The organism is Luteimonas sp. KH_071 (assembly GCF_057838005.1).
The window spans coordinates 3,076,409-3,097,948 of record NZ_CM174458.1 but is presented as its reverse complement, the minus strand read 5'-3'; the positions used below and the strand labels follow the sequence as shown (position 1 = coordinate 3,097,948).

At 68.5% G+C, this 21,540-nt stretch carries 27 protein-coding genes; 15 read left to right on the top strand and 12 right to left on the bottom strand.

The window, feature by feature from the left end:
- Positions 1-194: 194 nt before the first annotated feature.
- Positions 195-404 carry a cold-shock protein gene (locus tag AC3IRM_RS14270; protein WP_100321765.1) on the bottom strand — a complete coding sequence of 70 codons (210 nt, stop codon included), beginning with the start codon at positions 402-404 and terminating at the stop codon, positions 195-197.
- Between the two features lie 522 nt (positions 405-926).
- On the opposite strand from AC3IRM_RS14270, the gene AC3IRM_RS14265 reads away from it, so the two are divergent.
- The 3 genes from AC3IRM_RS14265 (at position 927) to AC3IRM_RS14255 (ending at position 2,658) form a co-directional block, all read left to right on the top strand.
- Positions 927-1,313, top strand: a complete 387-nt coding sequence (locus AC3IRM_RS14265) for a TraR/DksA family transcriptional regulator (RefSeq protein ID WP_489203736.1) — start codon at positions 927-929, stop codon at positions 1,311-1,313.
- 50 nt (positions 1,314-1,363) lie between these two features.
- Positions 1,364-2,428 (top strand): SDR family oxidoreductase, encoded by a 1,065-nt coding sequence (locus tag AC3IRM_RS14260; protein WP_489203735.1) that lies wholly within the window; start codon positions 1,364-1,366, stop codon positions 2,426-2,428.
- A gap of 86 nt (positions 2,429-2,514) precedes the next feature.
- Positions 2,515-2,658 carry a hypothetical protein gene (locus tag AC3IRM_RS14255; RefSeq protein ID WP_489203734.1) on the top strand — a complete coding sequence of 48 codons (144 nt, stop codon included), beginning with the start codon at positions 2,515-2,517 and terminating at the stop codon, positions 2,656-2,658.
- A 172-nt stretch (positions 2,659-2,830) separates the two neighbouring features.
- On the opposite strand, the gene AC3IRM_RS14250 is transcribed toward AC3IRM_RS14255, so the two are convergent.
- Positions 2,831-3,229 carry a response regulator gene (locus tag AC3IRM_RS14250; protein WP_489203733.1) on the bottom strand — a complete coding sequence of 133 codons (399 nt, stop codon included), beginning with the start codon at positions 3,227-3,229 and terminating at the stop codon, positions 2,831-2,833.
- On the bottom strand, positions 3,226-4,254 hold the full coding sequence (locus tag AC3IRM_RS14245) for a sensor histidine kinase (RefSeq protein WP_489203732.1): 1,029 nt from the start codon (positions 4,252-4,254) through the stop codon (positions 3,226-3,228). Before AC3IRM_RS14245 ends, AC3IRM_RS14250 begins: the two co-directional genes overlap by 4 nt.
- Positions 4,255-4,434: 180 nt before the next feature.
- Here AC3IRM_RS14245 and AC3IRM_RS14240 point away from each other — a divergent pair, with 180 nt between their 5' ends.
- Complete coding sequence (locus AC3IRM_RS14240; protein ID WP_489203731.1) at positions 4,435-4,671, top strand: hypothetical protein; 237 nt, start codon at positions 4,435-4,437, stop codon at positions 4,669-4,671.
- Between the two features lie 6 nt (positions 4,672-4,677).
- Here the strand turns inward: AC3IRM_RS14240 and AC3IRM_RS14235 are convergent, their stop codons facing one another.
- Together AC3IRM_RS14235 and AC3IRM_RS14230 are read right to left on the bottom strand one after the other, a co-directional pair.
- Positions 4,678-5,481, bottom strand: coding sequence for an EAL domain-containing protein (locus AC3IRM_RS14235; protein WP_489203729.1), 804 nt, complete (start codon positions 5,479-5,481; stop codon positions 4,678-4,680).
- A 121-nt stretch (positions 5,482-5,602) separates the two neighbouring features.
- Positions 5,603-5,836, bottom strand: coding sequence for a hypothetical protein (locus AC3IRM_RS14230; protein ID WP_489203728.1), 234 nt, complete (start codon positions 5,834-5,836; stop codon positions 5,603-5,605).
- A gap of 345 nt (positions 5,837-6,181) precedes the next feature.
- On the opposite strand from AC3IRM_RS14230, the gene AC3IRM_RS14225 reads away from it, so the two are divergent.
- The 3 genes from AC3IRM_RS14225 to AC3IRM_RS14215 are packed head-to-tail and all read left to right on the top strand — an operon-like array spanning position 6,182 to position 8,123.
- Positions 6,182-6,928 (top strand): hypothetical protein, encoded by a 747-nt coding sequence (locus AC3IRM_RS14225; RefSeq protein WP_489203727.1) that lies wholly within the window; start codon positions 6,182-6,184, stop codon positions 6,926-6,928.
- A complete protein-coding gene (locus AC3IRM_RS14220; protein WP_489203726.1) occupies positions 6,925-7,764 on the top strand; it encodes a polysaccharide deacetylase family protein in 840 nt (279 codons plus the stop codon). Before AC3IRM_RS14225 ends, AC3IRM_RS14220 begins: the two co-directional genes overlap by 4 nt.
- On the top strand, positions 7,761-8,123 hold the full coding sequence (locus tag AC3IRM_RS14215; RefSeq protein WP_489203725.1) for a low molecular weight protein tyrosine phosphatase family protein: 363 nt from the start codon (positions 7,761-7,763) through the stop codon (positions 8,121-8,123). The genes AC3IRM_RS14220 and AC3IRM_RS14215 overlap by 4 nt, the downstream gene beginning before the upstream one ends.
- A 38-nt stretch (positions 8,124-8,161) precedes the next feature.
- Here AC3IRM_RS14215 and AC3IRM_RS14210 read toward each other — a convergent pair whose 3' ends face one another.
- Both AC3IRM_RS14210 and AC3IRM_RS14205 read right to left on the bottom strand, forming a co-directional pair.
- Positions 8,162-9,409 carry a GAF domain-containing protein gene (locus AC3IRM_RS14210; protein WP_489203724.1) on the bottom strand — a complete coding sequence of 416 codons (1,248 nt, stop codon included), beginning with the start codon at positions 9,407-9,409 and terminating at the stop codon, positions 8,162-8,164.
- A 20-nt stretch (positions 9,410-9,429) separates the two neighbouring features.
- Complete coding sequence (locus tag AC3IRM_RS14205; protein ID WP_489203723.1) at positions 9,430-9,807, bottom strand: hypothetical protein; 378 nt, start codon at positions 9,805-9,807, stop codon at positions 9,430-9,432.
- Between AC3IRM_RS14205 and AC3IRM_RS14200 the strand changes: the two genes are divergently transcribed.
- Together AC3IRM_RS14200 and AC3IRM_RS14195 are read left to right on the top strand one after the other, a co-directional pair.
- Positions 9,806-10,981, top strand: a complete 1,176-nt coding sequence (locus AC3IRM_RS14200) for a GAF domain-containing sensor histidine kinase (RefSeq protein ID WP_489203722.1) — start codon at positions 9,806-9,808, stop codon at positions 10,979-10,981. The genes AC3IRM_RS14205 and AC3IRM_RS14200 overlap by 2 nt on opposite strands.
- Positions 10,982-11,133: 152 nt before the next feature.
- Positions 11,134-12,462 carry a glycoside hydrolase family 2 TIM barrel-domain containing protein gene (locus tag AC3IRM_RS14195; RefSeq protein WP_489203721.1) on the top strand — a complete coding sequence of 443 codons (1,329 nt, stop codon included), beginning with the start codon at positions 11,134-11,136 and terminating at the stop codon, positions 12,460-12,462.
- 76 nt (positions 12,463-12,538) lie between these two features.
- Here the strand turns inward: AC3IRM_RS14195 and AC3IRM_RS14190 are convergent, their stop codons facing one another.
- Complete coding sequence (locus AC3IRM_RS14190) at positions 12,539-13,705, bottom strand: PQQ-dependent sugar dehydrogenase (protein ID WP_489203719.1); 1,167 nt, start codon at positions 13,703-13,705, stop codon at positions 12,539-12,541.
- 68 nt (positions 13,706-13,773) lie between these two features.
- Here AC3IRM_RS14190 and AC3IRM_RS14185 point away from each other — a divergent pair, with 68 nt between their 5' ends.
- The gene (locus AC3IRM_RS14185; protein WP_489203718.1) at positions 13,774-14,250 is read left to right on the top strand and encodes a hypothetical protein; all 477 of its coding nucleotides are present in this window, start codon (positions 13,774-13,776) and stop codon (positions 14,248-14,250) included.
- 160 nt (positions 14,251-14,410) lie between these two features.
- Here AC3IRM_RS14185 and AC3IRM_RS14180 read toward each other — a convergent pair whose 3' ends face one another.
- Together AC3IRM_RS14180 and AC3IRM_RS14175 are read right to left on the bottom strand one after the other, a co-directional pair.
- The gene (locus tag AC3IRM_RS14180; protein ID WP_489203717.1) at positions 14,411-15,121 is read right to left on the bottom strand and encodes a response regulator transcription factor; all 711 of its coding nucleotides are present in this window, start codon (positions 15,119-15,121) and stop codon (positions 14,411-14,413) included.
- A gap of 276 nt (positions 15,122-15,397) precedes the next feature.
- A complete protein-coding gene (locus AC3IRM_RS14175) occupies positions 15,398-17,011 on the bottom strand; it encodes a GGDEF domain-containing protein (protein ID WP_489203716.1) in 1,614 nt (537 codons plus the stop codon).
- 188 nt (positions 17,012-17,199) lie between these two features.
- Between AC3IRM_RS14175 and AC3IRM_RS14170 the strand changes: the two genes are divergently transcribed.
- The 3 genes from AC3IRM_RS14170 to AC3IRM_RS14160 all read left to right on the top strand — a co-directional run bounded on the left by AC3IRM_RS14170 (position 17,200) and on the right by AC3IRM_RS14160 (position 18,823).
- Positions 17,200-17,523, top strand: coding sequence for a DUF6122 family protein (locus AC3IRM_RS14170; protein ID WP_489203715.1), 324 nt, complete (start codon positions 17,200-17,202; stop codon positions 17,521-17,523).
- Positions 17,513-18,160 carry an NAD(P)H-binding protein gene (locus AC3IRM_RS14165; protein WP_489203714.1) on the top strand — a complete coding sequence of 216 codons (648 nt, stop codon included), beginning with the start codon at positions 17,513-17,515 and terminating at the stop codon, positions 18,158-18,160. The genes AC3IRM_RS14170 and AC3IRM_RS14165 overlap by 11 nt, the downstream gene beginning before the upstream one ends.
- Before the next feature lie 87 nt (positions 18,161-18,247).
- Positions 18,248-18,823, top strand: coding sequence for a hypothetical protein (locus tag AC3IRM_RS14160; protein WP_489203713.1), 576 nt, complete (start codon positions 18,248-18,250; stop codon positions 18,821-18,823).
- A 20-nt stretch (positions 18,824-18,843) separates the two neighbouring features.
- On the opposite strand, the gene AC3IRM_RS14155 is transcribed toward AC3IRM_RS14160, so the two are convergent.
- On the bottom strand, positions 18,844-19,980 hold the full coding sequence (locus tag AC3IRM_RS14155) for an acetyltransferase domain-containing protein (protein ID WP_489205935.1): 1,137 nt from the start codon (positions 19,978-19,980) through the stop codon (positions 18,844-18,846).
- Between the two features lie 201 nt (positions 19,981-20,181).
- Here AC3IRM_RS14155 and AC3IRM_RS14150 point away from each other — a divergent pair, with 201 nt between their 5' ends.
- Both AC3IRM_RS14150 and AC3IRM_RS14145 read left to right on the top strand, forming a co-directional pair.
- Positions 20,182-20,580 carry a host attachment family protein gene (locus AC3IRM_RS14150; protein WP_489203712.1) on the top strand — a complete coding sequence of 133 codons (399 nt, stop codon included), beginning with the start codon at positions 20,182-20,184 and terminating at the stop codon, positions 20,578-20,580.
- Positions 20,580-20,903 (top strand): thioredoxin family protein, encoded by a 324-nt coding sequence (locus AC3IRM_RS14145; RefSeq protein ID WP_489203711.1) that lies wholly within the window; start codon positions 20,580-20,582, stop codon positions 20,901-20,903. Before AC3IRM_RS14150 ends, AC3IRM_RS14145 begins: the two co-directional genes overlap by 1 nt.
- Here AC3IRM_RS14145 and AC3IRM_RS14140 read toward each other — a convergent pair.
- Positions 20,900-21,499, bottom strand: coding sequence for a DNA-3-methyladenine glycosylase (locus AC3IRM_RS14140; RefSeq protein ID WP_489205934.1), 600 nt, complete (start codon positions 21,497-21,499; stop codon positions 20,900-20,902). The two genes, AC3IRM_RS14145 and AC3IRM_RS14140, sit on opposite strands and share 4 nt — an antisense overlap.
- Between the last annotated feature and the right edge of the window lie 41 nt (positions 21,500-21,540).

Here is a 21,540-nt window from a genome sequence, read left to right as displayed (position 1 = left end):
CGTGCGGGTCGGGTCATCGCACGACCCGGCCGCTGCAGCTGCTGCGGGCCGGACACGAGGCGCACCCGGGCCGGTTCCCGATGTCGTTGGCGCCGGGCGAGCGGATGGCGTCCACGGAGAGCGGCCACAAAAAAACCCGGACGTTGCCGCCCGGGTTCTTTGGCGCCGCTTGCGCGGCACAGGTCGAGTAGAACTTACTCGGCCTGGACTTCTTCAGCCTGCAGGCCCTTCTGACCCTGCGCGACCTTGAACGAGACCTTCTGGCCTTCCTGGAGCGACTTGAAGCCGCTGCCCTGGATCGAACGGAAGTGGACGAACAGGTCGTCGCCGCTCTGCGGGGTGATGAAGCCGAAGCCCTTGGCGTCGTTGAACCACTTGACGGTACCGGTCTGACGATCACTCATGGTGTTACTCCTTGGATCAGTTTATTGGAAGCACGGCCCGCAAGTGCGGTGCCGGGACTGTATCGAGCAAGGGGTAACGCGAAGCGATGGAGCGGATCGTCTGGAAAGGCCGTTGCCGGCCCTGGAACCTGTGATCAACCGCATCGGAGCCACGATGTACCGTGATCCCGCTTTGAACAGTGGGTGCACCTTACAGCACTTTTCGAATTTGTCTGTGAACTGCGCACGCGGGATTCGAGGTGGGCGGGCGTGAAAGCCCGGCCGCAGGCGCTACGACGGGCAAATACGGGTTGTCTGCCGCGGGGCGGGGAGACGCCGAAGTGCGCATTCCAGCGCCGCGGGCGCGCAGGAATGTCGGTTGCAGGCGCGCAACCTGCGCGAATGCCGGGTGACAGGCGCGACCGTCCACCTGGATCTGCTGGTGTCGAGCGGACCGGCGCTCCGGCGCGTTGCACATGCTCACGCGGATCAAGCGCCGCGTGGCCTACGGTCTGCGCTCACTTTGCATCGACCGGATCCCCCATGCCTCCCGAGACCGCCGCGTTATCAGCCGACTACATTGCGCAACAGAAGGTGCGCCTCGAGGCCTTGCGCGACGAGCTGGGCTCCGACAACCGAGCATCCGCGGCTGAAGAAGCCGAGTTGCAGGCGGATTCGATCGACGAGCCGCACGGCTCGGGCGACGATGCGCAGAAGACCAACCTGCGCGACAACAACGCCGCGTTGATCGAACACAACGCGGCGCGCCTTGCTGCGGTGACCCGCGCGCTGCAGAAGATCGAGGACGGCACCTACGGCCTGTCGGATCGCAGTGGTGCACCGATTCCCAAGGCCCGCCTCGACGCGCTGCCGGAGAGTCTGTGGACGGTCGAGGAAGGCGAAGACGAAGACAAGGACGAGCGCGCGTAAGTCGCGGCTCCGATCTGAACTGACGTGGAAATCGACACAAGGCGGGACAGATGACGCAGCAGGCAATGGTGGTGGGCGCGACGGGCATCGTGGGCAGTGCGCTGGTCGCGCAGCTGCTGGACGCGGGTTGGGCGGTGCAGGGGCTGGCGCGGCGGCCGGATGCGTTGCCGCCGGGGGTCCAGGGCGTGGCCGCGGATCTGTCGGATGCGCAGGCGACGCGCGCGGCCCTGGCAGGCCTCGCGCCCAGCCATGTGTTCATCACCACCTGGTCGCGGCAGGCCAGCGAAGCGGAGAACATCCGCGTCAATGCGGCGATGGTGCGCAATCTGCTCGATGGTCTGCAGCCGGCGGGTTCGGTCCGGCATGTGGCGCTGGTGACGGGACTCAAGCATTACCTCGGACCGTTCGAAGCCTATGCGAAAGGCGCGCTGCCGCAGACGCCGTTCCGGGAAGAGCAGCCGCGGCTCGACATCGAAAACTTCTATTACGCGCAGGAAGACGAGGTGTTCGCGGCTGCTGCGCGCGACGGGTTCCACTGGAGCGTGCATCGGCCGCATACGGTGATCGGCGCGGCGGTGGGCAATGCGATGAACATGGGCACGACGCTCGCCGTGTACGCCTCGCTGTGCAAGGCGAGCGGCCGGCCGTTCCGGTTCCCGGGTTCGAGTGCGCAGTGGGAAGGCCTGACCGACATGACCGATGCGCGCCAGTTGGCGAAGCACCTGCTGTGGGCGGCAACCACGCCAACCGCCGCCGACGAGGCGTTCAACGTCGTCAATGGCGACGTGTTCCGCTGGCGCTGGATGTGGGGCCGCATCGCCGAGTGGTTCGAACTGGAACCGGCGCCATTCGACGGCACGCTGCAACCGCTCGAGCAGCAGATGGCGCACGACGCCGAGGCATGGACGCAGCTGGCGGCCAGGCACGGACTGGTCGAATCCGACATCCAGCGCCTGATCTCGCCCTGGCACACCGATGCCGATCTGGGCCGGCCGCTGGAAGTGGTGACCGACATGTCCAAGAGCCGGCGCATGGGATTTCTGGACTATCAGCCCAGCGACGATGCGTTCTTCGACCTGTTCGCGATGCTGCGTGCGCAGCGGCTGATCCCGTGATTCGCACGGGTGTGCGCGTCACGGGTGGTTGATCGGGCCGGGCGCAGGGTGGTCCGCACATCCACCGCACCGTACGGAGCAACGCCATGAGCATTCCGCAGACACCGGACAGCATGAAGAAGTCGCAGCAGGACAAGGCGCCGCCGAAAAAGCCTGAAGACGACGCGCCGTCGAAGCTCTCGAACGACGAGGTGGGTGACCGCGCGGAAGAGCGACAGGGCGGGCACTGAGCGCAGGCGAGGGCGGACCACCCGTCCATGTGCGCTTGGATCGCCCGCATGCGCCGGCGGGTGGCAGCGCTTTATAGACGCGACGGCGTTGGCGCTACGCGCGACCCGCACGATGTCCAACGGCCGCGGATGAGATCCGGCCCCGCCGTGACCTCGCGGGCGGCGTCCGCCTTCAGGCGTCGGTGTGTGTCGTCCGCGCGCGCGCGGCATCCAGCATTCGACCGCCACTGGCCAGCGCCTGCTTGAGCGCGTCGGCGCCATAGGGCTTCTGCAGGACGTAGTGGTTGCGCAGGCGTTCGGGCACGCCGGCCGCGCCATAGCCGGTCATGAAGATGTACGGGATGCCACGCGCATCAAGGGCATCGGCGATCGGAAAGCTCTGCTCGCCGCCGAGATTGATATCCAGGATTGCGAAGTCGATGTCCTGCATCTCGAGCGTTCGCAGCGCCTGGGCCACGTTCGAGGCAACGGCCGGGGGCGCGTAGCCAAGGTCGTCGAGAAAATCCTCGAGCAGCATCGCGAGGATGGACTCGTCCTCGACAATGAGCAGCGCAGCGTCGGTTCCGATCATGGGCGTTCCGGTTCTGACGGCGCAGCGTCGTGCGGGACGGTCACCAGCGGCGCCGTGGCGCGGAACATGACGCCGTCGGCGGCGAAGTCCAGTTCCACATCGCCGCCCAGGTCGTTGCGCAGACCCCGTTCGAGCAACCGTGAGCCGAAGCCCCGTCGCGTGGGCGGCTGGACTTTCGGCCCGCCGGATTCGCGCCAGGTGAACGCCATGGCGGCGCCTTCGCTGTCGTGCGTGCAATCCCACGTGATCTGCACCCTGCCACCGTCGCGGGACAGGGCACCGTACTTCATCGCATTGGTCGCGAGCTCATGCAGCGCCATCGCCAATGCCAGCGCGCGTTGCGGGGTCAATCTGCAGGTCGGTCCCGAGATGGTGAAGCGTGTGCCGGACGTGGATTCGTAAGGCGCGATGGCGCCTGCCACGATGTCCTGCATATCGGCGCTGTGCCAGTTCTCGCGGGTGAGCACGTCGTGCGCCCGCGACAGCGCGAGCAGTCGCGACTCGATGCGCGTGCCGCCATCGTCGAGATCGTCGGCGGTGCCGAGCGTCTGCCGCACCAGTGACTGCACCGTCGACAAGGTGTTCTTGACCCGATGGTTCAACTCGTGGACCAGCAGTTCGAGGTGCTCCTCGTGCATCCGCCGGTCGGTCACGTCGCGGGTGGTACCGGCGACCGCCTCGACCTGCCCGTCGGCGCCGAGCACCGGGGTGAAAATGTAGTCGTAGATGCGCGCGCCCTTGGCATGGTGCGTGAACGGCACATCACCGCGGATGGGCGCACGCGTGGCGATGACGCGTTCGATCTCCTCGTCGTGCAGCGCGGCGTGCCAGGGCGCGTAGCCGAGTTCCAGGCAGGTCTTGCCCGCGGCCTCTTCCCACGTCATGCCCCACATGTCGAGCAGCGCATCGTTCGCATAGACGAAGCGATGTTGCAGGTCGAACACGTACAGCAGATCGGGCGTGGCCTGCAGCAGCGCCTCGTAGGCGCGCAGTGTGGCGGGGTCACGCGGTTGGGCAAGTTGCACGTCACTGGCTCGCAGAGGCGGTGGCCGACTCTAGCACCGGCGTTTGTAGGCATTCCGTCATGAAGCGGCGAAGTCTGAATGCCTGTTCTGCTCGCGTTGGCATGACCCGTTCGCTCGTGACGACGACATGGCTCGCACCCGCGTACGCTGCCGGCCCGTCAGACCGGCCGAGCGCACTCCATGGACACAGAAGGCCGGTATTCGCTCGTCGCCACCGTGAAGCCTGCGGCGGGCAAGCACGGGCTGTGGATGGCGGAGGGCGCGCTCTACATCGACGGCGTCGTCGATCCGGTCGAAACGGTACTGGCGGGCGACACGTTCGAGACGCGGGAGGTCGCCGAGGTGGCCGCGATCGAAGCGGCCCGACAGGTTGCCTCTATGCGCGATCGCACGTCCGAAGACAGCGATGCAACCTGAAAGCGCTCAGGTGCCGGGTGGGCTCTCGAGCGCGTCCCAGAATGTGTCGGACACCGTCTCCAGCGCTTCCAGGCGCGGCCGGCCGAACAGATAGCCCTGGAACAGCGGGACGCCGAGCGCGCGCAGACGCCGGTACTCGCCCGCCGTCTCCACGCCCTCGGCCAGCAGGGCGCAGCCCAGTTCGTCGGCGATCTGCACGATGCCGCGGGCGATCGTGGTGCGCACGGGGTCCGTGTCGATACCGCGAATCAGGGCGCTGTCGAGCTTGAGCAGATCGGGCTGGAAATCCGCGAGCAGGCTGAGACCGGCATAGCCGGCACCGAAGTCGTCGATGGCGGTCAGGAAGCCGCGGCTGCGGTAGTCGCGGAAGATGCGCGTGAGATGTGCGTGGTCGCGGATCTGTTCCGACTCCGCTGTTTCGAAGATCAGCTTGTCGGTCGGAAACCCGAACATCTGCGCAGCGGTGAGCGTCAGGCGGATGCAGGTCGCCGGCTCGTAGACCGCATTGGGAAAGAAATTGATCGACAGACGCTGTTGCAGGCCCAGTCGTGCGGCAGTCTCGATCGCCTTGACACGGCAGGTCTGGTCGAAGCGGTACAGCTGCGCGGGCGTGACCCGGGCAATGACCTCGGCTGCCCCGCCGCCGTCCTCGGTGCGGACCAGCGCTTCATAGCCGTAGATCGAGCGGTCGCGGGCGTCGACGATCGGCTGGAAGGCCATGCGGACTTCGAAATCGAGCATGTCGTCGCTGCCGCAGCCCTTGCACGGGTGCGGTGATGGTGCAGCGCCGAAGAATTTTTCCAGATACATGCCGGGTTCTGTGTGGGGAGATGGACCGGGCGACAGGCGCGCCGGGGGCTGCCGTCATCCTACGATCGATCCCCATGCGAGCGCGAGCCGGCACACCGCCGCCGGTGGGTGGCGCGCGCGGTCACTCCGACTGCGGCAGCACGCATTCGTCGGGCACGTGATGCTTGCCTGCAAGCGCGTGGAGTTCCCGGTTGATCCATTCCCGTTCGTCGGGCGGCGCGCTTTCGCGCAGACGCACCGCCATGTTCGCCAGCGCGGCGATCTTCTTCAGACGATCGCCCTCCGAGTCGCCGTAATTGCACAGACTGACATCGAGGTCGTGCAGCGCGGCTTTCGTCGCATCGTTGATGGTCATGGGGTCGGGCGTCCGGAGGGAGGCGCAACTGTAGAGCGCCCGCGTGCAGGATGCGTCACGGACGCCGGATGATCTGCTGTCGCATGACCGTTGCGCGAGACGCGTTCTGTCGGAGCTCTCCTGGCGCGAAACCTGGCATGCGCGGGTGTGCGGTGCCGATTCGCCAGGGCCGGTGGCCCGTTCGCAGCCCCGCGTTTCGCCAGTATCCGGCGTAGGCGCGTCCAGGGTTCGGCGTCTCGCCTGCAGACCGGCCGTCTGCCCGTGGCCCACGCTGGACGCTTGTGCAGCATGCATCGCATCCGTGGCGGGGCTACGCTGCGCAGGCACGTCCCGCAAGGAGCCCGGATGAAGCCCGCCCACGTTCTGCTGTGCTGTGCACTGTCGGCCATGGCCGGGGCGCTGCTGTGCTACGCCGCCCTGCGCACCTCCGATGCCGCGATCGGGCAGGCTGCCACCGGACCGGGGAGCACGCCGCCAGTGTCCCTGCCTGTCGACAGACCGCCGAACGATGCCGGGGCTGCGGCAGGTGCCGGCGGTCGGGCGGCATCGCAACGTGCGGCCACTGCGGCCGGCGCCGCGTCGGATGTGTCCACCGCCGGAGCGGCGACGGCCCGCGGCACCGCGCTCGGCGATCCGCGCGCGCGCGCCGCGCCGCGTGCGTCGGGCGCCGGCCCGATGCCGATCTCGGACGAGAACCTGCGCCGCGCCGACGGGGTCATCGCCGAGATGCGCCTGCACGACAGCGATCTGGATGACCTCTACACCCTGCTGGACACCGAAGGCCGGGACGCTGCCTGGTCCGATGCCGCGGAGGCGCAACTGGTCGGGTTCCTGCGGACACACGGCGGCGGTTACGACGGGCTTGAAGTCAAGCCGCCACGGTGCAGTGCCAGCGTCTGCGAAATGATCGCGGTTGCGCAGCCGGGCCTCGGCACGGATGCCGCACACGCGAACTGGCAGGCCCTGCTGGGCGAAATGTTCGGGCAGACGTGGTTCGGCAACACGTTCGACAGCCCGCGCATGGGCGTGACGTCCAGGGACGGGTCGGCCGTGTACGTGTCGACGTTTCTCCGCAAGGCGCCCGCGCCGTGAGGCATGTCGTGCCGACGGTGCTGTGTCTGCTCGTGCTGTCGGGCCCGGCGATCGCTGCGCCGGCCGTCGCCTTCGCCTGGCCCGAGGGTCGGCGCACCGCGGTGAGTCTCGCCTACGACGACGCGCTCGACTCGCAGCTCGATACGGCGATTCCCGCGCTGGACCGGCACGGTCTCAAAGGCAGCTTCTACCTGACCCTCTCGTCCGACACGGTGCGCACGCGCCTCAACGACTGGCGCGCGGCAGCGCGCCGCGGGCATGAGCTTGGCAACCACAGCCTGTTCCACCAGTGCGCGGCGTCGAAGCCGGGACGCGACTGGGTGCGTCCCGAGCACGATCTCGATGCGATGACCGCGCTGCAGATGCAGGACCAGGTGCGCCTTGCGTCGACGATGCTGCAGGCGATCGACGGCGCCACGGTGCGGACGTTCACCGTGCCCTGCGGCGATACGTCCGCAGCCGATGGCGAATACCTGTCGGGTCTGTCCGCGGATTTCGTCGCGATCAAGGTCACGGGCGGCGCCGTGGTGCCCGACATGCAGACCCTCGACGCGGGCGCGGTGCCCGTGGATGCGCCGGTCGGACTGGACGGCGCCGCGTTGATCGCCCTCGTGGAAGATGCGGCACGCCGCGGCACGATGGTGAACCTCACCTTCCACGGCATCGGCGCCGACCACCTGGCAGTCTCGAGCGAGGCGCATGCGCAGTTGCTCGAACATCTGGCCGCCTCGCCGCACGTCTACTGGACGGCGACCTTTCGCGACATCATGACGTGGGTGCGTGGCCAGCAGGCGCGCACCGTGGACGCTGTGCTCCGCGACGAGCAGACCCCATGACCCGGCACATCCTGTTCGTCTGCAGCCGCAACCGGCTGCGCAGTCCCACCGCCGAACAGCGGTTCGCGGACTGGCCCGGCGTGGAAACGGCATCCGCCGGCCTGAGCCCGGATGCCGAGGTGCAGGTGACACCGGAGCTGCTGATCTGGGCGGACACGATCTTCGTCATGGAACGCGTGCACCGCGCGCGGCTGGGCGAGCGTTTCCGGCCCTACCTGCGGCATGCGCGGGTGGTCTGCCTGGATATTCCCGACGACTTCGACTTCATGGCGCCGGCGCTGCTGCGCCTGCTCGACGCGAAGGTGCCGGCGCATCTGCCGCGTGGCCAGCTGCCGCCGGGGGGCGGGCACTCGGACTGATCCGGGCGGCGCGGTCCACGTTCGCGGACACGGGCCGGTCAGCTGACGATCTGCGTCGCCGGTATGCGGATGAGGTAGTCGCTGCCGACGTCGAGCGCGGTTTCCACCGACAGCCGGTAGCCCAGGACATCGCAGCTGCGCTTGGCGATGCTCGTGCCCAGGCCCAGGGATCCGTTCGGATTGAGGCCGGCGAGATCCTCGGCGACACCGCGTGCATCGCGATCATTCATGCCGCTGCGGTCGCCGCCGCCCCGGGCGCGTACCGACAGCAGCAGGTCGTCCGCATCGTGCACGCATTGCACACAGATCAGGGTTGCGCGGCGCTCGAGCGCGACGCGCACGAGGCTGCACAGTGCGCGCAGTAACAGCGGGGCATTGGTGCGCAGCACGACGCCGGTCGCCTCGACCTCGAGTCGGGTGCCGTGCACGCGCACCGGCAGCGCCATCGTGTGCGCGAGGTCTGCGAACACCTGCGACAGCGAGACCCGCGCGCTGGCCTGCAGGTCCTGGTCGGCTTCCTCCGCAGTGGCCTCGGCGACCTGGCGGAAATCCGTCTCCAGCGTGCGTGCGGCATCGAGCGCAAGCGCCAGCAGCTCTTTCTCTTCGGCGGAATGGCTGAAACCGGCCAGTTCGCCGAGGACGGTGGTGATCGTGGTCAGCGGCCCGCGGAAACCGCGCGTGGCGAGCACGTTCAGACGGGTGCGATAGCGGTTGGCGCGATGCGCACTCTCGAGCGCGCGCCGCAGTTCCAGCTGGATGCTGGCTTGGCGCACGGCGCCGTGCAGGAGCATGCGTTCGCTGGCATCGAGCAGACGGGGGCGGGTATCGAGCACACACAGCGCACCCAGCGCACGGCCCGAATCCGACAGCAGTGGCAAGCCGCTATAGAAGCGGTAACCGGCTTCGGTGACGAGCGGCTCGCTGGAAAAGACAGGGTGGGCTGCGAGATCCGCGACCTCGATCGGCGTGCTGTGCTCGATGACCTGGCGGCAGACGACGGTGAGGTCCGGCCCGCCGGGACTGGGCGGTATCGTCGCGGGCGCTCCATCGCGTGCGAACCATGCGGAGACCTTGGGGTCGAACGTGAGCTGCGCATGGGCGACGTCAAGACTGCGCTTGAGCCCCAGCAGCAGGTCGTCGAACGCGTGACGCAGCGCGGTATCCGTGACCGAGGCGACGGCGAGGTCGGCGAGGTTGCCCGACTCGCTGAGGAAACGATCACCCGTCGCCAGGGCGTCCTCTGCGGACAACCCCTGTGCTGGCACGGTTCCGTGGGGCGGGCGCATGGCGCGTGCCGGCGTGCGGGTCAATGCGCGGCCGGCGCCTCGTCCAGCGCGTTCACCGGCAGGTGGTGGCGCTCGACGAGCGTCCGCAGTTCCACGAAGAACCAGTGCCGATCCAGCGGCGCGACGATGAACTGCAAGGCATCCGCCACGTTCGCGAACGCAGCCAGACGGGATAATTGCGGGGCGCCGGTGTCGGACATGCGCACGAGCTCGCCGTCCAGGTCTTCCAGCACCGCGGTCGCGGTGTCGCGAGTGTTCAAGATGTTCTCCCGATCGAGTCGGGAACGTAACAGCTGCGTGGTGCACGGTCCCTCACATGGTGCGCTGCACCGGATCGCCAGCACATGGCGCAGATGCCGCACGTGGCAGAATCCGGCACCCATTCGGAAGTCTTCCATGCACCAGGCCGCCGCCAAGTTGCCCGCCCACGCCGAGTCGAGGCGTCTGACCGCGCTGCGCAGCTACGGGATCCTCGATACGCCTGCGGAAGCCGTGTTCGACGACATCACCCGGATCGCCGCGGCCATCTGCGGCACGCCCATCTCGGTGGTCAACCTGATCGATGCCGACCGCCAGTGGTTCAAGTCCGAAATCGGGCTGGGCGTGCGCGAGACGCCGCTGGAGACCTCGATCTGCGCGCACGCGATTCTCGAGCACGATTTCCTCGAGGTGCCGAATACGACGACCGATCCGCGCTTCGCCAGCAATCCGCTGGTGACGGGCGACCCGAGCCTGCGCTTCTACGCCGGTGCGCTGTTGAAGACGCCCGACGGGCTGCCGCTGGGCACGGTCTGCGTGCTCGACACCGTGCCGCGCGAACTCACGCAGCAGCAGATCGACACCTTGCAGGCGCTGGCGCGGCAGGTGATGGCGCAGCTCGAGTTGCGTCGCATGCTGGTCGAGGCACAGGCGCTGAACCAGCACCGCGCACGCGTGCTCGCCACCGCCGGCCACGATCTCAAGGGCCCGCTGCGCGCAGCACTCTACGCGCTGAGCAAGGCGCGCACGGCCGACGGTGCGGATCGTGACGCGCGGCTGGAAGGCGCCGAGCAGGATCTCGCCTACATCAACCAGAAGTTCGGCGACATGATCGCCGGGGCCACCGGCAAGGGTGGGGCGGCGGCGCCGGAACTGCGGCCGACCGACCTGGCCCCGGTCCTCGACGAAGTCGGCCGGGTCTGGACCCGTGCCGCGCGCCGCAAGCGCATCGAGCTGGTGGTCGATCCGTCGTCCTGCACGGCCAGCACCAATGCCGGTCTGCTGGAGACCCTCGTCGGTAACCTGCTGTCCAATGCGGTCAAGTACACGCCCGATGGCGGTCGCGTCACCGTGGGCTGCAGCGCGGTCGAGGACGGCGTCGAGATCGTCGTGGCCGATACCGGTATCGGCATGGACACCACCCGGGTCGACGACTATTTCGCGGCGTTCCGCCAGGCCGACGCATCGTCCGAAGGACTCGGCATCGGTCTGTGGATCGTCCGCCAGGCCGCAGACGTGCTCGGCGCGCGCATCGATGTGGAATCGACGCTGGGCGAGGGCACGCGCATCACGGTGTCGTTGCCGAAGGATTGATCCGCTGCAGGCGCGGGTCCGCGCCGGCTTCCGACGCGCGCGTGTCGGTCACGTCGGTGTCGCGGCAACGCGCGTGCTGCGCTGCATCCCGGTCGCGCATGGCACTGCCGTTAGAGTGGCGGCACGTCCGGAAGTCGCCGCGGGAGCCTTCGATGCCACACGCCTTCTTCCACCACTTTGGGCGCGCGATCGCGCTGCTGGCGCTGTGCGCGGGTTGTCTGTCCGTGGCTGCTGCCGACGGGCCGGCAGTCGTGCGCATCGTCGCGACCGCGGACGGCCATCAGCTGCAGGTCGACGGCGCGCCGTTCCGCGTACGCGGCGCCGGGCTGCAGGACGGTGACCAGGCAGCGCTTGCGGCGCGCGGCGCGAATGCGTTCCGCACCTGGCACACGGCCGAGGATCCGGCGCAGGTGCGCGCGATGCTCGATCGCGCGCAGCGCAACGGGTTGATGGTCGCGATGGGCCTGCATGTCGGCAAGGAACGGCACGGTTTCGACTATGGGGATGCGGCCGCGATCGCGGCGCAGCAGGCGCGCCTCCTCGAGCAGGTGCGCGCCCACAAGGCACACCCCGCGGTGCTGATGTGGGTGGTCGGCAACGAGCTGAATCTCGAAGGCCGCGATCCGCGGGTCTGGGACGCCGTCGAGTCGATCACGCAGGCGATCCACGCCGAAGATCCGCACCATCCGGTGATGACGCCGCTGGCCGGATTCGATCCCGCGCTCGCGGAGTTGCTGCGGACCCGCGCGCCGTCGCTGGATCTGATCGGCGTGCAGCTCTACGGCGACATCGTCGAGTTGCCGGCCAAGCTGGAAGCCGCACGCTGGGACGGGCCCTACATCGTCACCGAATGGGGCCCGACCGGGCACTGGGAGAGCCCGATGACCTCGTGGGGCGCGCCCATCGAGGACGATGCATCGCGCAAGGCGGCGCTGCTGGCCGATCGCTACACGCGCATCATCGAGGCCGATGCCGCACAGGGGCTCGGCTCGTTCGTGTTCCTGTGGGGCCAGAAGCAGGAGCGCACGCCGACCTGGTACGGCCTGTTCCTGTCGAGCGGTGAATCCACGCCCGGCGTCGATGCGATGCAGCGGATGTGGACCGGTCGCTGGCCCGCGAACCGCGCACCGGAGATATCGCCGCTGCGTATCGATGACCACATCGCCACCGACAGTGTGGTGCTGGTGCCCGACGCCGAGCATCGCGCGCACGTGGTCGCGACCGATCCCGACGACGATCCGCTCACGTATCGCTGGATCGTGCGCGAGGAAAGCCGGGCGACGTCGATCGGTGGCGATCCGGAAACCCTGCCGCCGGAGGTGCCGTTGCGGCTGGCCGAAAGCGCGGGTGGCGACCTCCGGTTCTCAGCGCCCACCCGGCCGGGCGCCTACCGGTTGTTCGTCGACGTGCGCGACGCGCAGGGGCACGCGGCATACGCGAACATCCCGTTCCATGTGGGGCCACCGCCCACGCAGGAGTGAACGGGCCAGGCCTGCAGGCGCGATCGGGCATTCCGGCAGGGCGGCACCGCCTGCGAGCGCGCGCCTGCAGAAGCGGTCAGTCGGCAGGCACGACGCGCAACACCCGTCCGCTCGCGCTGTCGGTCAGCAGATACAGCGCGCCGTCCGGCCCGCTGCGCACGTCGCGGATGCGCTCGCCGAGTTCGGTGAACAGGATGTCCTGCGTGCCCGGTGTGCCGCCGGACATCGGCACGCGACGCACGCTGCGTTCGGCCAGCGCCGACACGAACAGGCTGCCGCGCCAGGCGGGGAACAACGCGCCGTCGTAGAAGGCCATGCCCGAGGGCGCGATCGACGGCGTCCAGTGGGTCAGCGGCGCGGTGATGCCGGGCCAGGTGCGATAGGGCGTCACGCGGGCGCCGGTGTAGTCGACGCCGTCGGTGGTGATCGGCCAGCCGTAGTTCGCGCCGGCGGCGATCGCGTTGAGTTCGTCGCCGCCCTTGGCGCCGTGTTCGTTCGAATACAGCACGGCGCCGACGCGGACCATCGCCTGCGGATTGCGGTGGCCGGTCGAGTAGATCTCGGGTAGCGCGCCGTCGCGACCCACGAAGGGATTGTCGCGTGGCACGCGACCGTCGGTGTGCACGCGGATCGTCTTGCCCAGGTGCGTGTGCAGCCGCTGGGCATCGGTGCGTTCGAGGTTGCCGTCGCCGACCGCGGTCACCAGCGTGCCGTCGGCCAGCAGCGCCATGCGGCCGCCGAAATGCTGGCCGGCGCGCTTGGCCGGTTGCGAGGTGAACACCGGCGCGATGTCGTGCAGGCGTGCGCCGTCGAAGCGCGCACGCACGATGCGCAGGTGGTTCGCATCCGCGGTGCCGTGCGCGAACGACAGATAGACGAGGCCGGTCTGCGCGAAGCCGGGATCGACCATGACGTCGAACAGGCCGGCCTGTCCCATCGCCAGGACCTGCGGTACGCCGTCGACCGGTGCGTCGCGCAGAGCGAACGCGCCGTCGGCGCCGCGTTCGATGACGCGCAGGTGCCCTGCGCGTTCGGTCACCAGCATCCGGCCGTCGGGCAGAAAGGCGATCGACCACGGATGATCCAGTCCACCGGCGACGGTCTCCACCCGATAGCCGCGGGTCTCGGCCGATGTCGCGCCGGCCATCAGCATCGACAAAAGGGCGACACAGACAAGGCCGATGCGCGTGATCGGCCTGCGCGTCGCGCGCGAAGGCGACGGGAAAGGGGCTGCGATCGACATGCACACTCCACATTCGGCGCCGCGACTGCGGCATCATCGATGCACATGATGCTGCACGCCCGCTGCCGATGACGATTTCCCGCACGACCCGCCCCATCGGATGGGGCCGGCGCATCGCCGCGTTCGCGGCCGCATTGCTGCTCGCCACCCTCTGGGGCAGCGTCGTGCAGACACAATTCAATCTGCAGGCGCTGGCGGCGCTGGATGTCGACATTCCGCTGCGGGTGCGCGCGCTGACCACGCTGCAGGATCTCGTGGGCTTCGGACCGGCCTATGCCGGCATCGTGCTGGCGGCGTGGCTGCCGGCATTTCTTGTCGCAGCGCTGCTGGTACGCGTCTGGCCGAAGGCGCGCGTGCCGCTGTATGCACTCGCCGCCGGTGTCGGCCTGGTGGCAGCCGTACGCGCGGTCGACGTGGTCGCGCCGATGCCGGTACTGATCGACGCGACGCGTGGCATCGGTGGCTTGCTCGCCATGGCGGCGGGCAGCCTGCTCGCCGGCGCCGCGTTCGCACGCTGGACGCGCACGCGGCGCAGCCGTTACTGACTGCGCCGCGGTTCGACGATCAGGGCGATCACGCCGCGCGGGACGACTGCGTCCGCTGCCATGGCGTCAGTCCCACTTCGGCAGAGGACTGGAATTCGGATCCCATGTCCGCGCGGCGGGGCAGCATGATGCGCCGGGGCGGAGCGTCACGTGTGGTGGATCAGGCGACCGCCTTGTCCAGATCGGCGACGCGATAGCCTGCGCCGGTGATCGTGTGCAGCAGCTGCACGTCCTGGTCGCGATCGACGGCCTTGCGCAGGTTGTACAGATGGCTGCGCAGGGTGTCGGAGTCGGGCAGCGTCAGGCCCCAGATCTCCTGTTCGATCTCGCGGCGGCTGACCACCCGCGGTGCTTCGCGCATCAGGATGGTCAGGATCTTCAATGCGATCGGCGCGAGATTGAGTTCGCGACCGCCGCGCTGCACACGCAACGACGCCGGGTCGAGCACGAGATCGGAGATCTGCAGCACGCTGGCGCCGATCTCGCGGCGGTCGCGGCGGATCAATGCACGCACGCGTGCCTCGAGTTCCTTGATGTCGAACGGCTTGGTCAGATAGTCGTCGGCGCCGGCTTCCAGGCCTTCGATCTTCTCTTCGAGCGAATCGCGCGCGGTCAGCATGAGGATCGGCGTCGTGCTGCGATGCTCGGTGCGCAGGCGACGGCAGACTTCCAGCCCGCCCAGCCGCGGCAGCATCAGATCGAGCACGATGACATCGAACGCGATCTCCGTGGCCAGGTTCACCGCATCGAGGCCGTCGGCCGCGTAATCGACCTCGAAGCCGCGACTTTCGAGGAACTCGCCGACCGGCTCGGAAATATTGCGGTTGTCCTCGACGAGCAGGATGAGACCGCCGGGACTGTGGTGCGCCATGGAACAACTCCGTTCTGCAGGATTAAGGTTCGCGAAGCTCGCATCAACGTGGTGGAAACACGGTGAAATCCCATGTTCGTTTCCGCACATATGGGCAGGATTTCGGAGACGTTGAGCGAATTTGTTCGCGTGGCGCGCGCTTCCCGTTGAAATGCGTGGCGCGGCTGCAAGACCGTGTATCCCTTGCTGGCGTGCATCGCAGGGCGCGGATCGGCCGGCGCGATCGCCTGTCGTGGCGCGGTGTTGCCGCCCGCGGCCTGGACGCAGCGCGCTCCGTCAGTCGGCCGCCTCGGGTTGGAGATCCGCAAATGCCGTCCTGTCGCGGCCGGCGTGCTTGGCTGCGTACATCGCGGTGTCGGCGCGCTGCAGCAAAGCGTCGACGCCGGCATCGTCGGCGCGCAGCGCACAGATCCCGGTGCTCAGCGTGACCGCCAGGCCGGGCTTGTCCAGAACGATGCCCGTGCTCGACAGCACCGCGCGGAGGGTGTCGACCCGCAGGCGTGCGTGATCGGGATCCGCGCCCGGCAGGATCACGAGGAATTCCTCGCCGCCCATGCGGGCGACATGGTCCGCGCTGCGGAACGCGCCAAGCAGCGCGTGGGCGACATGACGCAGCACGCGGTCTCCGCACTCGTGACCGTGCAGATCGTTGATGCGCTTGAAGTGGTCGATGTCGAGGAAGGCCACCGTCAGGGGCGCGCCACTGGCCCGGGCGGCGGCGACGCAATGTTCGAGCTGCTCCAGTGCCGCGCGCCGGTTCGGCAGTCCGGTCAGCGCGTCGGTCTGGGCCAGGCGTGTCATCTCGTCGCGCTGCCGGCGCAACAGGCCCAGGCGCAGGGTGAGGACCATGCTGCAGGTCAGCGCCAGCCAGCCGCCCGACAGCATGAATGCCTCGACCTTCCACAAGGCCAGCGTGGTCGGCGCGAACGCCTCGAGTGTGCCGACGGCGAGAAACGGCATCACGCCTGCCAGCAGCGAGGCACCGCCCTCGCGTCGCTGCACGATCGCCGCCGCAGCGACGCCCGCGAACATCAGCGCCAGCAGATAGAACCCGAGCTCCGTCGCCACCGACATGGCGGCCAGGCCACCGGGCGGCAGCAGCGGCGCGCACAGCCCGGCGACGACCAGGGCGCTCGCACCCCATCGCACCGCACGCTCGACCTGCGGCATGCGGCGCCGCAACCACGACTGGCGTACCAAGGCCAGCGTGGTCGCGCCGACCAGCAGGACCGCCAGGCCGACCATCGCCTCGACCGCGAAACCGGCGACCGGCAGCCACGGTCGCGGCCACGCCCACAGGCCCGACAGCAGCGCCAGCCAGATCGCGAACACGCCGACGGTCGCGGCGTAGGTGAGGAACGCGCGCTCGCGCGTGGCGACGAAACTCAGCAGGGCCGACATCACCAGGGTCAATACAACGGCGAGCGAGCCGACCCGGATCGCGAAGCGGCCGATGTCGGCGCGCTGGACCGGCGTCGGCTCCCCGAGCTGCACGATCGGCCGCCACAGCGGTAGCGGGTTGGCGTCGTACTCGATCTCGATCGGCGCGGTATCGCCGGGTTCGGGCACGAGCACCGTGCCCACCCCGGCGCGGAAGCGCGAATCGAGCGTGCGCGCATCGGCCGGCGTGCCGCAGCGGTCACGCTGGCCGTGCCGGATGTCGACTTCGCCCGACAAGGCGTTGAGCACCACGACCGCCTGCGGATGACCGGACCAGCCGCCGCGCGGCGCGGGCAGTTGCAACGACTGGCGGTCCGGGCGGTGCACATGGACGCACTCGTGCTGATCGTCGGAGACCAGAGCCGGCGCGCCGGTGACGACGGGCACAGGCGCACCGGCCTGCCCGCAGGCCGCCAACATGCACGCCAGCAACATCCCCGCGATGGACATCGCCATCGCCTGCCAACCCCGCCTTCGCATCATCGTCTGCGCCGAAGACACCCTGCCTCCCGGAATGGGAGCTGCGTGAAGTGTAACGGCGGTGTTGTAGGTTTCATGAGCAGCTGTCCTCCACGAGCCATGACCCGCATACGCCGAGACCCTAAGCTGTACGCCTTTCGCCAGACGGGCCGTCACGCATGGGCGTCCGCGCCATCCTCCATCTGCTGCTTCACGCCGCCGTTCCCGCGTTGCTGGCCTGGCTGTTCTGGCGCGAGCGCTTCGGTCGCGCGTGGGCGCTGCTGATGCTCGGCTGGATCATCGACATCGATCATCTGCTGGCCGATCCGATCTACGCGCCGGGGCGCTGCAGCATCGGGTTCCATCCGTTGCATACCGCGCCGGCGATCGCCCTCTACGCCGGGCTGACGATTCCCAGGCGGACCCGCCTGTTCGGCATCGGCCTGCTGGTGCACATTGCGTTGGACGCGATCGACTGCGTGTGGATGCGTCATGTCGGCTGACGGCGCAACTGTCTTGCTGGTTGGAGCGACGGGCCTCGTCGGTGGCCACGCACTGGACAGGCTGCTGGCGGACCCGCGCGTCGGACGTATCGTCGCGCCGGTGCGGCGTCCGCTGCCGCGTCGCGATGCGCGTCTGCATGCGCCGGTCGTCGATTTCGATGCGTTGCCCGACGACGCTGCGCTGTGGCGCGTCGATGCGGTGATCTGCACGCTCGGCACGACGATGCGCGTGGCGGGGTCACGCGAAGCCTTCCGTCGTGTCGACCACGACTACCCGCTGGCCACGGCCGCGCTCGCGCGTCGTCATGGGGCGCAGGCCTTCGCGCTGACCTCGGCGATGGGCGCAGATGCGCAGTCTCGGTTCTTCTACAACCGGGTCAAGGGTGAAGTCGAAACCGCGCTGCAGGCGCAGGGCTGGCCGTCGCTGACCCTGGTGCGTCCGGGTCTGATCGGCGGCGATCGCGCCGAGGCACGGCCTGCCGAACGCGCCGCCGCGGTCGTGCTCGGTGCGCTTGGGCCGGTATTGCCGAAGCGTTGGCGCATCAGCCCCGCAGCGCGCATCGCCGACGCGCTTGTCGACCATGTGCTGGCTGCTGCACCCGGGTGCAGCGTCGTGGAGGCCGCCGCGTTGGCCTGAGCACAGCCAGCACCGATTCAAGCGCGCGGTGCTAGCGTCGAACTCCGGGTTTACTTGCCCGCCCACGAAACCGGACCAGGCCTCGCCATGCGGATCACCTCAGTGTTGTGGATGTCCCTGCTCGCCGCGCCGCTGATGGCGCATGCGGCAGAAGACGATCGCGTCGACCTGAATCTGCCGTCCCAGCCGATGTTCACCGGCGACGCGGCATTCGGTGGCGGTGAGTACACCGGTCCGCGGACCGAGACGCCCGAGTATCGCGGCCGCCATGGCGACGATCTGGTGCGGCGCGGCGGCTGTCCGACCGCGCCCGACGGCAGCGAGCGCACCGTGACCGGCAGCGTCACAACGGGCATCGGCTATTCCTCGCGTGGCGGCACCAGCAACTTCAACGCCGCCGACATCAGTCTGTGCAAGGAAACGGTCAGCGAGGCCGGCAGCCTCAACACCATGCAGCTTAACCTGCGCGTGGCCCAGTCAGACGGGCCCGGTTATTACGGGCGCGGCTTCGGCCCTTACGGTGGCTATGGCGGGTACGGTGGCCACGGCGCCGGTGGCTACTTCGACGGCTTCGGTCCGGGTTACAACGATCTGTACGGGCCGTATCCGGCCGGCCGCGTGCGTGGCGAATCCTGGACCGACGGCCGTCAGCCCTGGCGCTGAGGCGCCGGGCGTACGGACCTTCAGAGATAACGCAGCCACGCGATATCGCGTCGGCGCGCCTTGAGCCGAGCGAAGGCCGCGGTCGGTGGCTGCAACAGCAGCGCCAGGGCGATCGAAATCGCCACCAGCGTCGCGACGCTGTCGAAGCCGAACACCGCGCCGTGCGTAGTCCCCCACAGAGCGACTGCGCCGAGGTACAGCAGCTTCAGCACGTACAGGTGCAGTAGATAGAAGAACATCGGCGCCGCACCCAGCGCGGACAGCGGCTGCAGGTGGCGCGCCAGTGCGGGCAATTCGTAGAACCGCAGCAGCAGCAGGCCGATGCCGAGCGTCAGCAGTACGAACTGCAGCGACGGCGGATACTTCGTCACGTTGAAGAACGCCATCAGCGTGCGCGTCATGTCGGCCTGCAGCGCCCAGGCGGCATCGCCGTAGACGTTCACCATGCGCAACAGCAGAAAGCCGCCGAGCGCGCCCAGCCCGCTCCAGAGCAGCAATGCATGCCGCCGTGATGCAGAGGCCTCACGCGCGAACCAGGGGCCGGCCGCCCAGCCCAGCGCGATGACACCGATCCATGGCAATACCGGATAGGACGTCCGCGCGCGCAGCGCGTCGCCGAACTGGAGCCAGTCGCGCTGGTGCAGGACCGCCCACAGCGGATGCAGCGGATGGCCGGCGTCGAGGCGTACGCCGTCGAGCAGGTTGTGGCCGGCGACGATCGCCACTGCCAGCGCGATCAGCGCCGCACGCGGGAGCCACAGCAGCGCCGACAGCGCCAGCATGCTCAGCCCGATCGCCCAGATCACCTGCAGATACAGCGTCTGCGGCGGCAGTTCGAAGGTCCATGCGAAGTTGACCAGGGTCAGCTCGAGCACGACCAGGAACAGACCACGCTTGAATAGGAAAGCCGACGCCGCACGGCGTCCATCCGGCTGTCGGCTCGCGTAGAGCCAGGCCGACAGTCCGGTCAGGAATACGAACACCGGCGCGCACAGGTGCGCGAGCAGACGGCAGGCGAACAATGCAGGCGAGGCGGTCGCCACATCGACCGGATCGCCCATCTGCACGTGCAGAAAGAAGGTCTCGCGAACGTGGTCTAGCAGCATCAGCACCATCACGGTGCCGCGGAGCAGGTCGATCGAGGACAGGCGCGCCATCGGCGCGGCGGGAAACGCGTTGGAAGCCACGGCGGAACCGGCAAATGCAATCGTTAGATTATTACATAGCAGGTTCGGCGCGGCGCCCGCCCTGAACACCTCGTCGCGTCACCAACGTCCCCGTGCCGCGCCGCTCACATTTGCCTGCCTAGGCTTGTTGAAGCCGTATCGCGGCGCAGACCAACAGAAGTGGAGGCGATGATGACAATGAAGATTCCGAAGGGTGCCCTGATCGTAGTGGCGGATGGCGGCTCGGCCCGCGTGTTCAGCAACACCGGCGACGACCGTACCCTCGCCCTCAAGCAGGAAGCGCTGCTGGAAGGCATGAACCTCGACGACGAAGGTCCGTCCGGTTCCATGCCGTCGGAATCCAGCGCCTCGCAGCTCGACGAGGCGACGTTCGCCAAGCAGTTGGCCAAGGGCCTCAACGATGGCGCGTTGAAGAACAAGTACGAGCATCTGGTGCTGATCGCCGATGCCAAGACGCTGGGCCGCGTGCGCCCGCTGCTTCACAAGGAAACCCAGCAGCGCCTGGTCGGCGATCTCGCCAAGGATCTGACCAACGCGCCGCTCGACGACATCCAGCGCTCGCTGTCGTGATGACGGTCACCAGCGGCTACCGCGAGGCGGCACCGTCACGTGACGTGGTCGACACGATGCGTGGGCCGCTGGTGATCGAGTTCGGCACCGACTGGTGCGGCCACTGCCAGGCCGCACAACCGGCGATCGTGTCCGCGCTCGCTGGTTACGGTGCCATCGAGCATCTGAAAATCGAGGACGGCAAGGGCCGTCCGCTCGGCCGCAGCTTCTCGGTGAAGCTGTGGCCCACCTTGATCGTGATGCGCGACGGCGTGGAGCTCGCGCGTGTTGTGCGTCCAACGGACGCTGCGATCGTTGCCGAGGCGCTTCGCGCGCTGGATTAGCGCCTGAGCGTGCGTCGGGCCTTTGGTGGTCCACGATGACGTGACACATGCGGATTGCCCGGGACACAGAAGCGCCACGGGGCGTCGACCGCATGGCGGATACCGATCCGGGTCGTGATCAAGGGTGTCGGCGGTGGCGGAATGCCGTCATCGCCGATCCAGATGCGCGACGTGCGTCTGGTGATGTCGAGCCCGGCATCCTCGCGCGTGACGCCCAGCGCCTGGGCCAGGCGTCCCGGGCCCGACGCGAGCAGCGTGGGCGTCGTGTTGCGGCGCGCGTCGGACATCGTGTCCAGACCCGCCAATGGCTCGGCCGCGCGGATCAGCACACCATGCCCGGACCGCTGTCCGCAGACGGCGTTGATCGCCCAGTGCATGCCGTAGATGAAGTAGACATACAGGTGACCCGGCGCGCCGAACATCACCGCATTGCGCGGCGTCGGCCCGCGGAACGAATGCGCGGCCGGATCGTCGCCGCCGCAATAGGCTTCGACCTCGACGATGCGCGCGCGGCGTCCATCGGCGGTGACCAGCACCTTGTTGAGCAGTTCGGGTGCGACGACATGCGCATCGCGGGCGTAGAAACGACGGGGCAGGGGACGCATGTGTCCAGCGTGCACGCGGCCGCGTGGGTCGT

Excerpts from the sequence above, each read along its gene's own strand:
- AC3IRM_RS14250 (WP_489203733.1), bottom strand. The coding sequence starts at position 3,229 with ATGATCGGAACCGACGCTGCGCTGCTCATTGTCGAGGACGAGTCCATC.
- AC3IRM_RS14230 (WP_489203728.1), bottom strand. The coding sequence starts at position 5,836 with ATGACCATCAACGATGCGACGAAAGCCGCGCTGCACGACCTCGATGTC.
- AC3IRM_RS14240 (WP_489203731.1), top strand. The coding sequence starts at position 4,435 with ATGGACACAGAAGGCCGGTATTCGCTCGTCGCCACCGTGAAGCCTGCG.
- AC3IRM_RS14170 (WP_489203715.1), top strand. The coding sequence starts at position 17,200 with ATGGGCGTCCGCGCCATCCTCCATCTGCTGCTTCACGCCGCCGTTCCC.
- AC3IRM_RS14215 (WP_489203725.1), top strand. The coding sequence starts at position 7,761 with ATGACCCGGCACATCCTGTTCGTCTGCAGCCGCAACCGGCTGCGCAGT.
- AC3IRM_RS14205 (WP_489203723.1), bottom strand. The coding sequence starts at position 9,807 with ATGGAAGACTTCCGAATGGGTGCCGGATTCTGCCACGTGCGGCATCTG.
- AC3IRM_RS14155 (WP_489205935.1), bottom strand. The coding sequence starts at position 19,980 with ATGGCGCGCCTGTCCTCGATCGACCTGCTCCGCGGCACCGTGATGGTG.
- AC3IRM_RS14190 (WP_489203719.1), bottom strand. The coding sequence starts at position 13,705 with ATGTCGATCGCAGCCCCTTTCCCGTCGCCTTCGCGCGCGACGCGCAGG.
- AC3IRM_RS14180 (WP_489203717.1), bottom strand. The coding sequence starts at position 15,121 with ATGGCGCACCACAGTCCCGGCGGTCTCATCCTGCTCGTCGAGGACAAC.
- AC3IRM_RS14185 (WP_489203718.1), top strand. The coding sequence starts at position 13,774 with ATGACGATTTCCCGCACGACCCGCCCCATCGGATGGGGCCGGCGCATC.
- AC3IRM_RS14200 (WP_489203722.1), top strand. The coding sequence starts at position 9,806 with ATGCACCAGGCCGCCGCCAAGTTGCCCGCCCACGCCGAGTCGAGGCGT.
- AC3IRM_RS14260 (WP_489203735.1), top strand. The coding sequence starts at position 1,364 with ATGACGCAGCAGGCAATGGTGGTGGGCGCGACGGGCATCGTGGGCAGT.
- AC3IRM_RS14165 (WP_489203714.1), top strand. The coding sequence starts at position 17,513 with ATGTCGGCTGACGGCGCAACTGTCTTGCTGGTTGGAGCGACGGGCCTC.
- AC3IRM_RS14255 (WP_489203734.1), top strand. The coding sequence starts at position 2,515 with ATGAGCATTCCGCAGACACCGGACAGCATGAAGAAGTCGCAGCAGGAC.
- AC3IRM_RS14265 (WP_489203736.1), top strand. The coding sequence starts at position 927 with ATGCCTCCCGAGACCGCCGCGTTATCAGCCGACTACATTGCGCAACAG.
- AC3IRM_RS14235 (WP_489203729.1), bottom strand. The coding sequence starts at position 5,481 with ATGTATCTGGAAAAATTCTTCGGCGCTGCACCATCACCGCACCCGTGC.
- AC3IRM_RS14150 (WP_489203712.1), top strand. The coding sequence starts at position 20,182 with ATGACAATGAAGATTCCGAAGGGTGCCCTGATCGTAGTGGCGGATGGC.
- AC3IRM_RS14145 (WP_489203711.1), top strand. The coding sequence starts at position 20,580 with ATGACGGTCACCAGCGGCTACCGCGAGGCGGCACCGTCACGTGACGTG.
- AC3IRM_RS14225 (WP_489203727.1), top strand. The coding sequence starts at position 6,182 with ATGAAGCCCGCCCACGTTCTGCTGTGCTGTGCACTGTCGGCCATGGCC.
- AC3IRM_RS14195 (WP_489203721.1), top strand. The coding sequence starts at position 11,134 with ATGCCACACGCCTTCTTCCACCACTTTGGGCGCGCGATCGCGCTGCTG.
- AC3IRM_RS14270 (WP_100321765.1), bottom strand. The coding sequence starts at position 404 with ATGAGTGATCGTCAGACCGGTACCGTCAAGTGGTTCAACGACGCCAAG.
- AC3IRM_RS14160 (WP_489203713.1), top strand. The coding sequence starts at position 18,248 with ATGCGGATCACCTCAGTGTTGTGGATGTCCCTGCTCGCCGCGCCGCTG.
- AC3IRM_RS14175 (WP_489203716.1), bottom strand. The coding sequence starts at position 17,011 with ATGTCCATCGCGGGGATGTTGCTGGCGTGCATGTTGGCGGCCTGCGGG.
- AC3IRM_RS14210 (WP_489203724.1), bottom strand. The coding sequence starts at position 9,409 with ATGCGCCCGCCCCACGGAACCGTGCCAGCACAGGGGTTGTCCGCAGAG.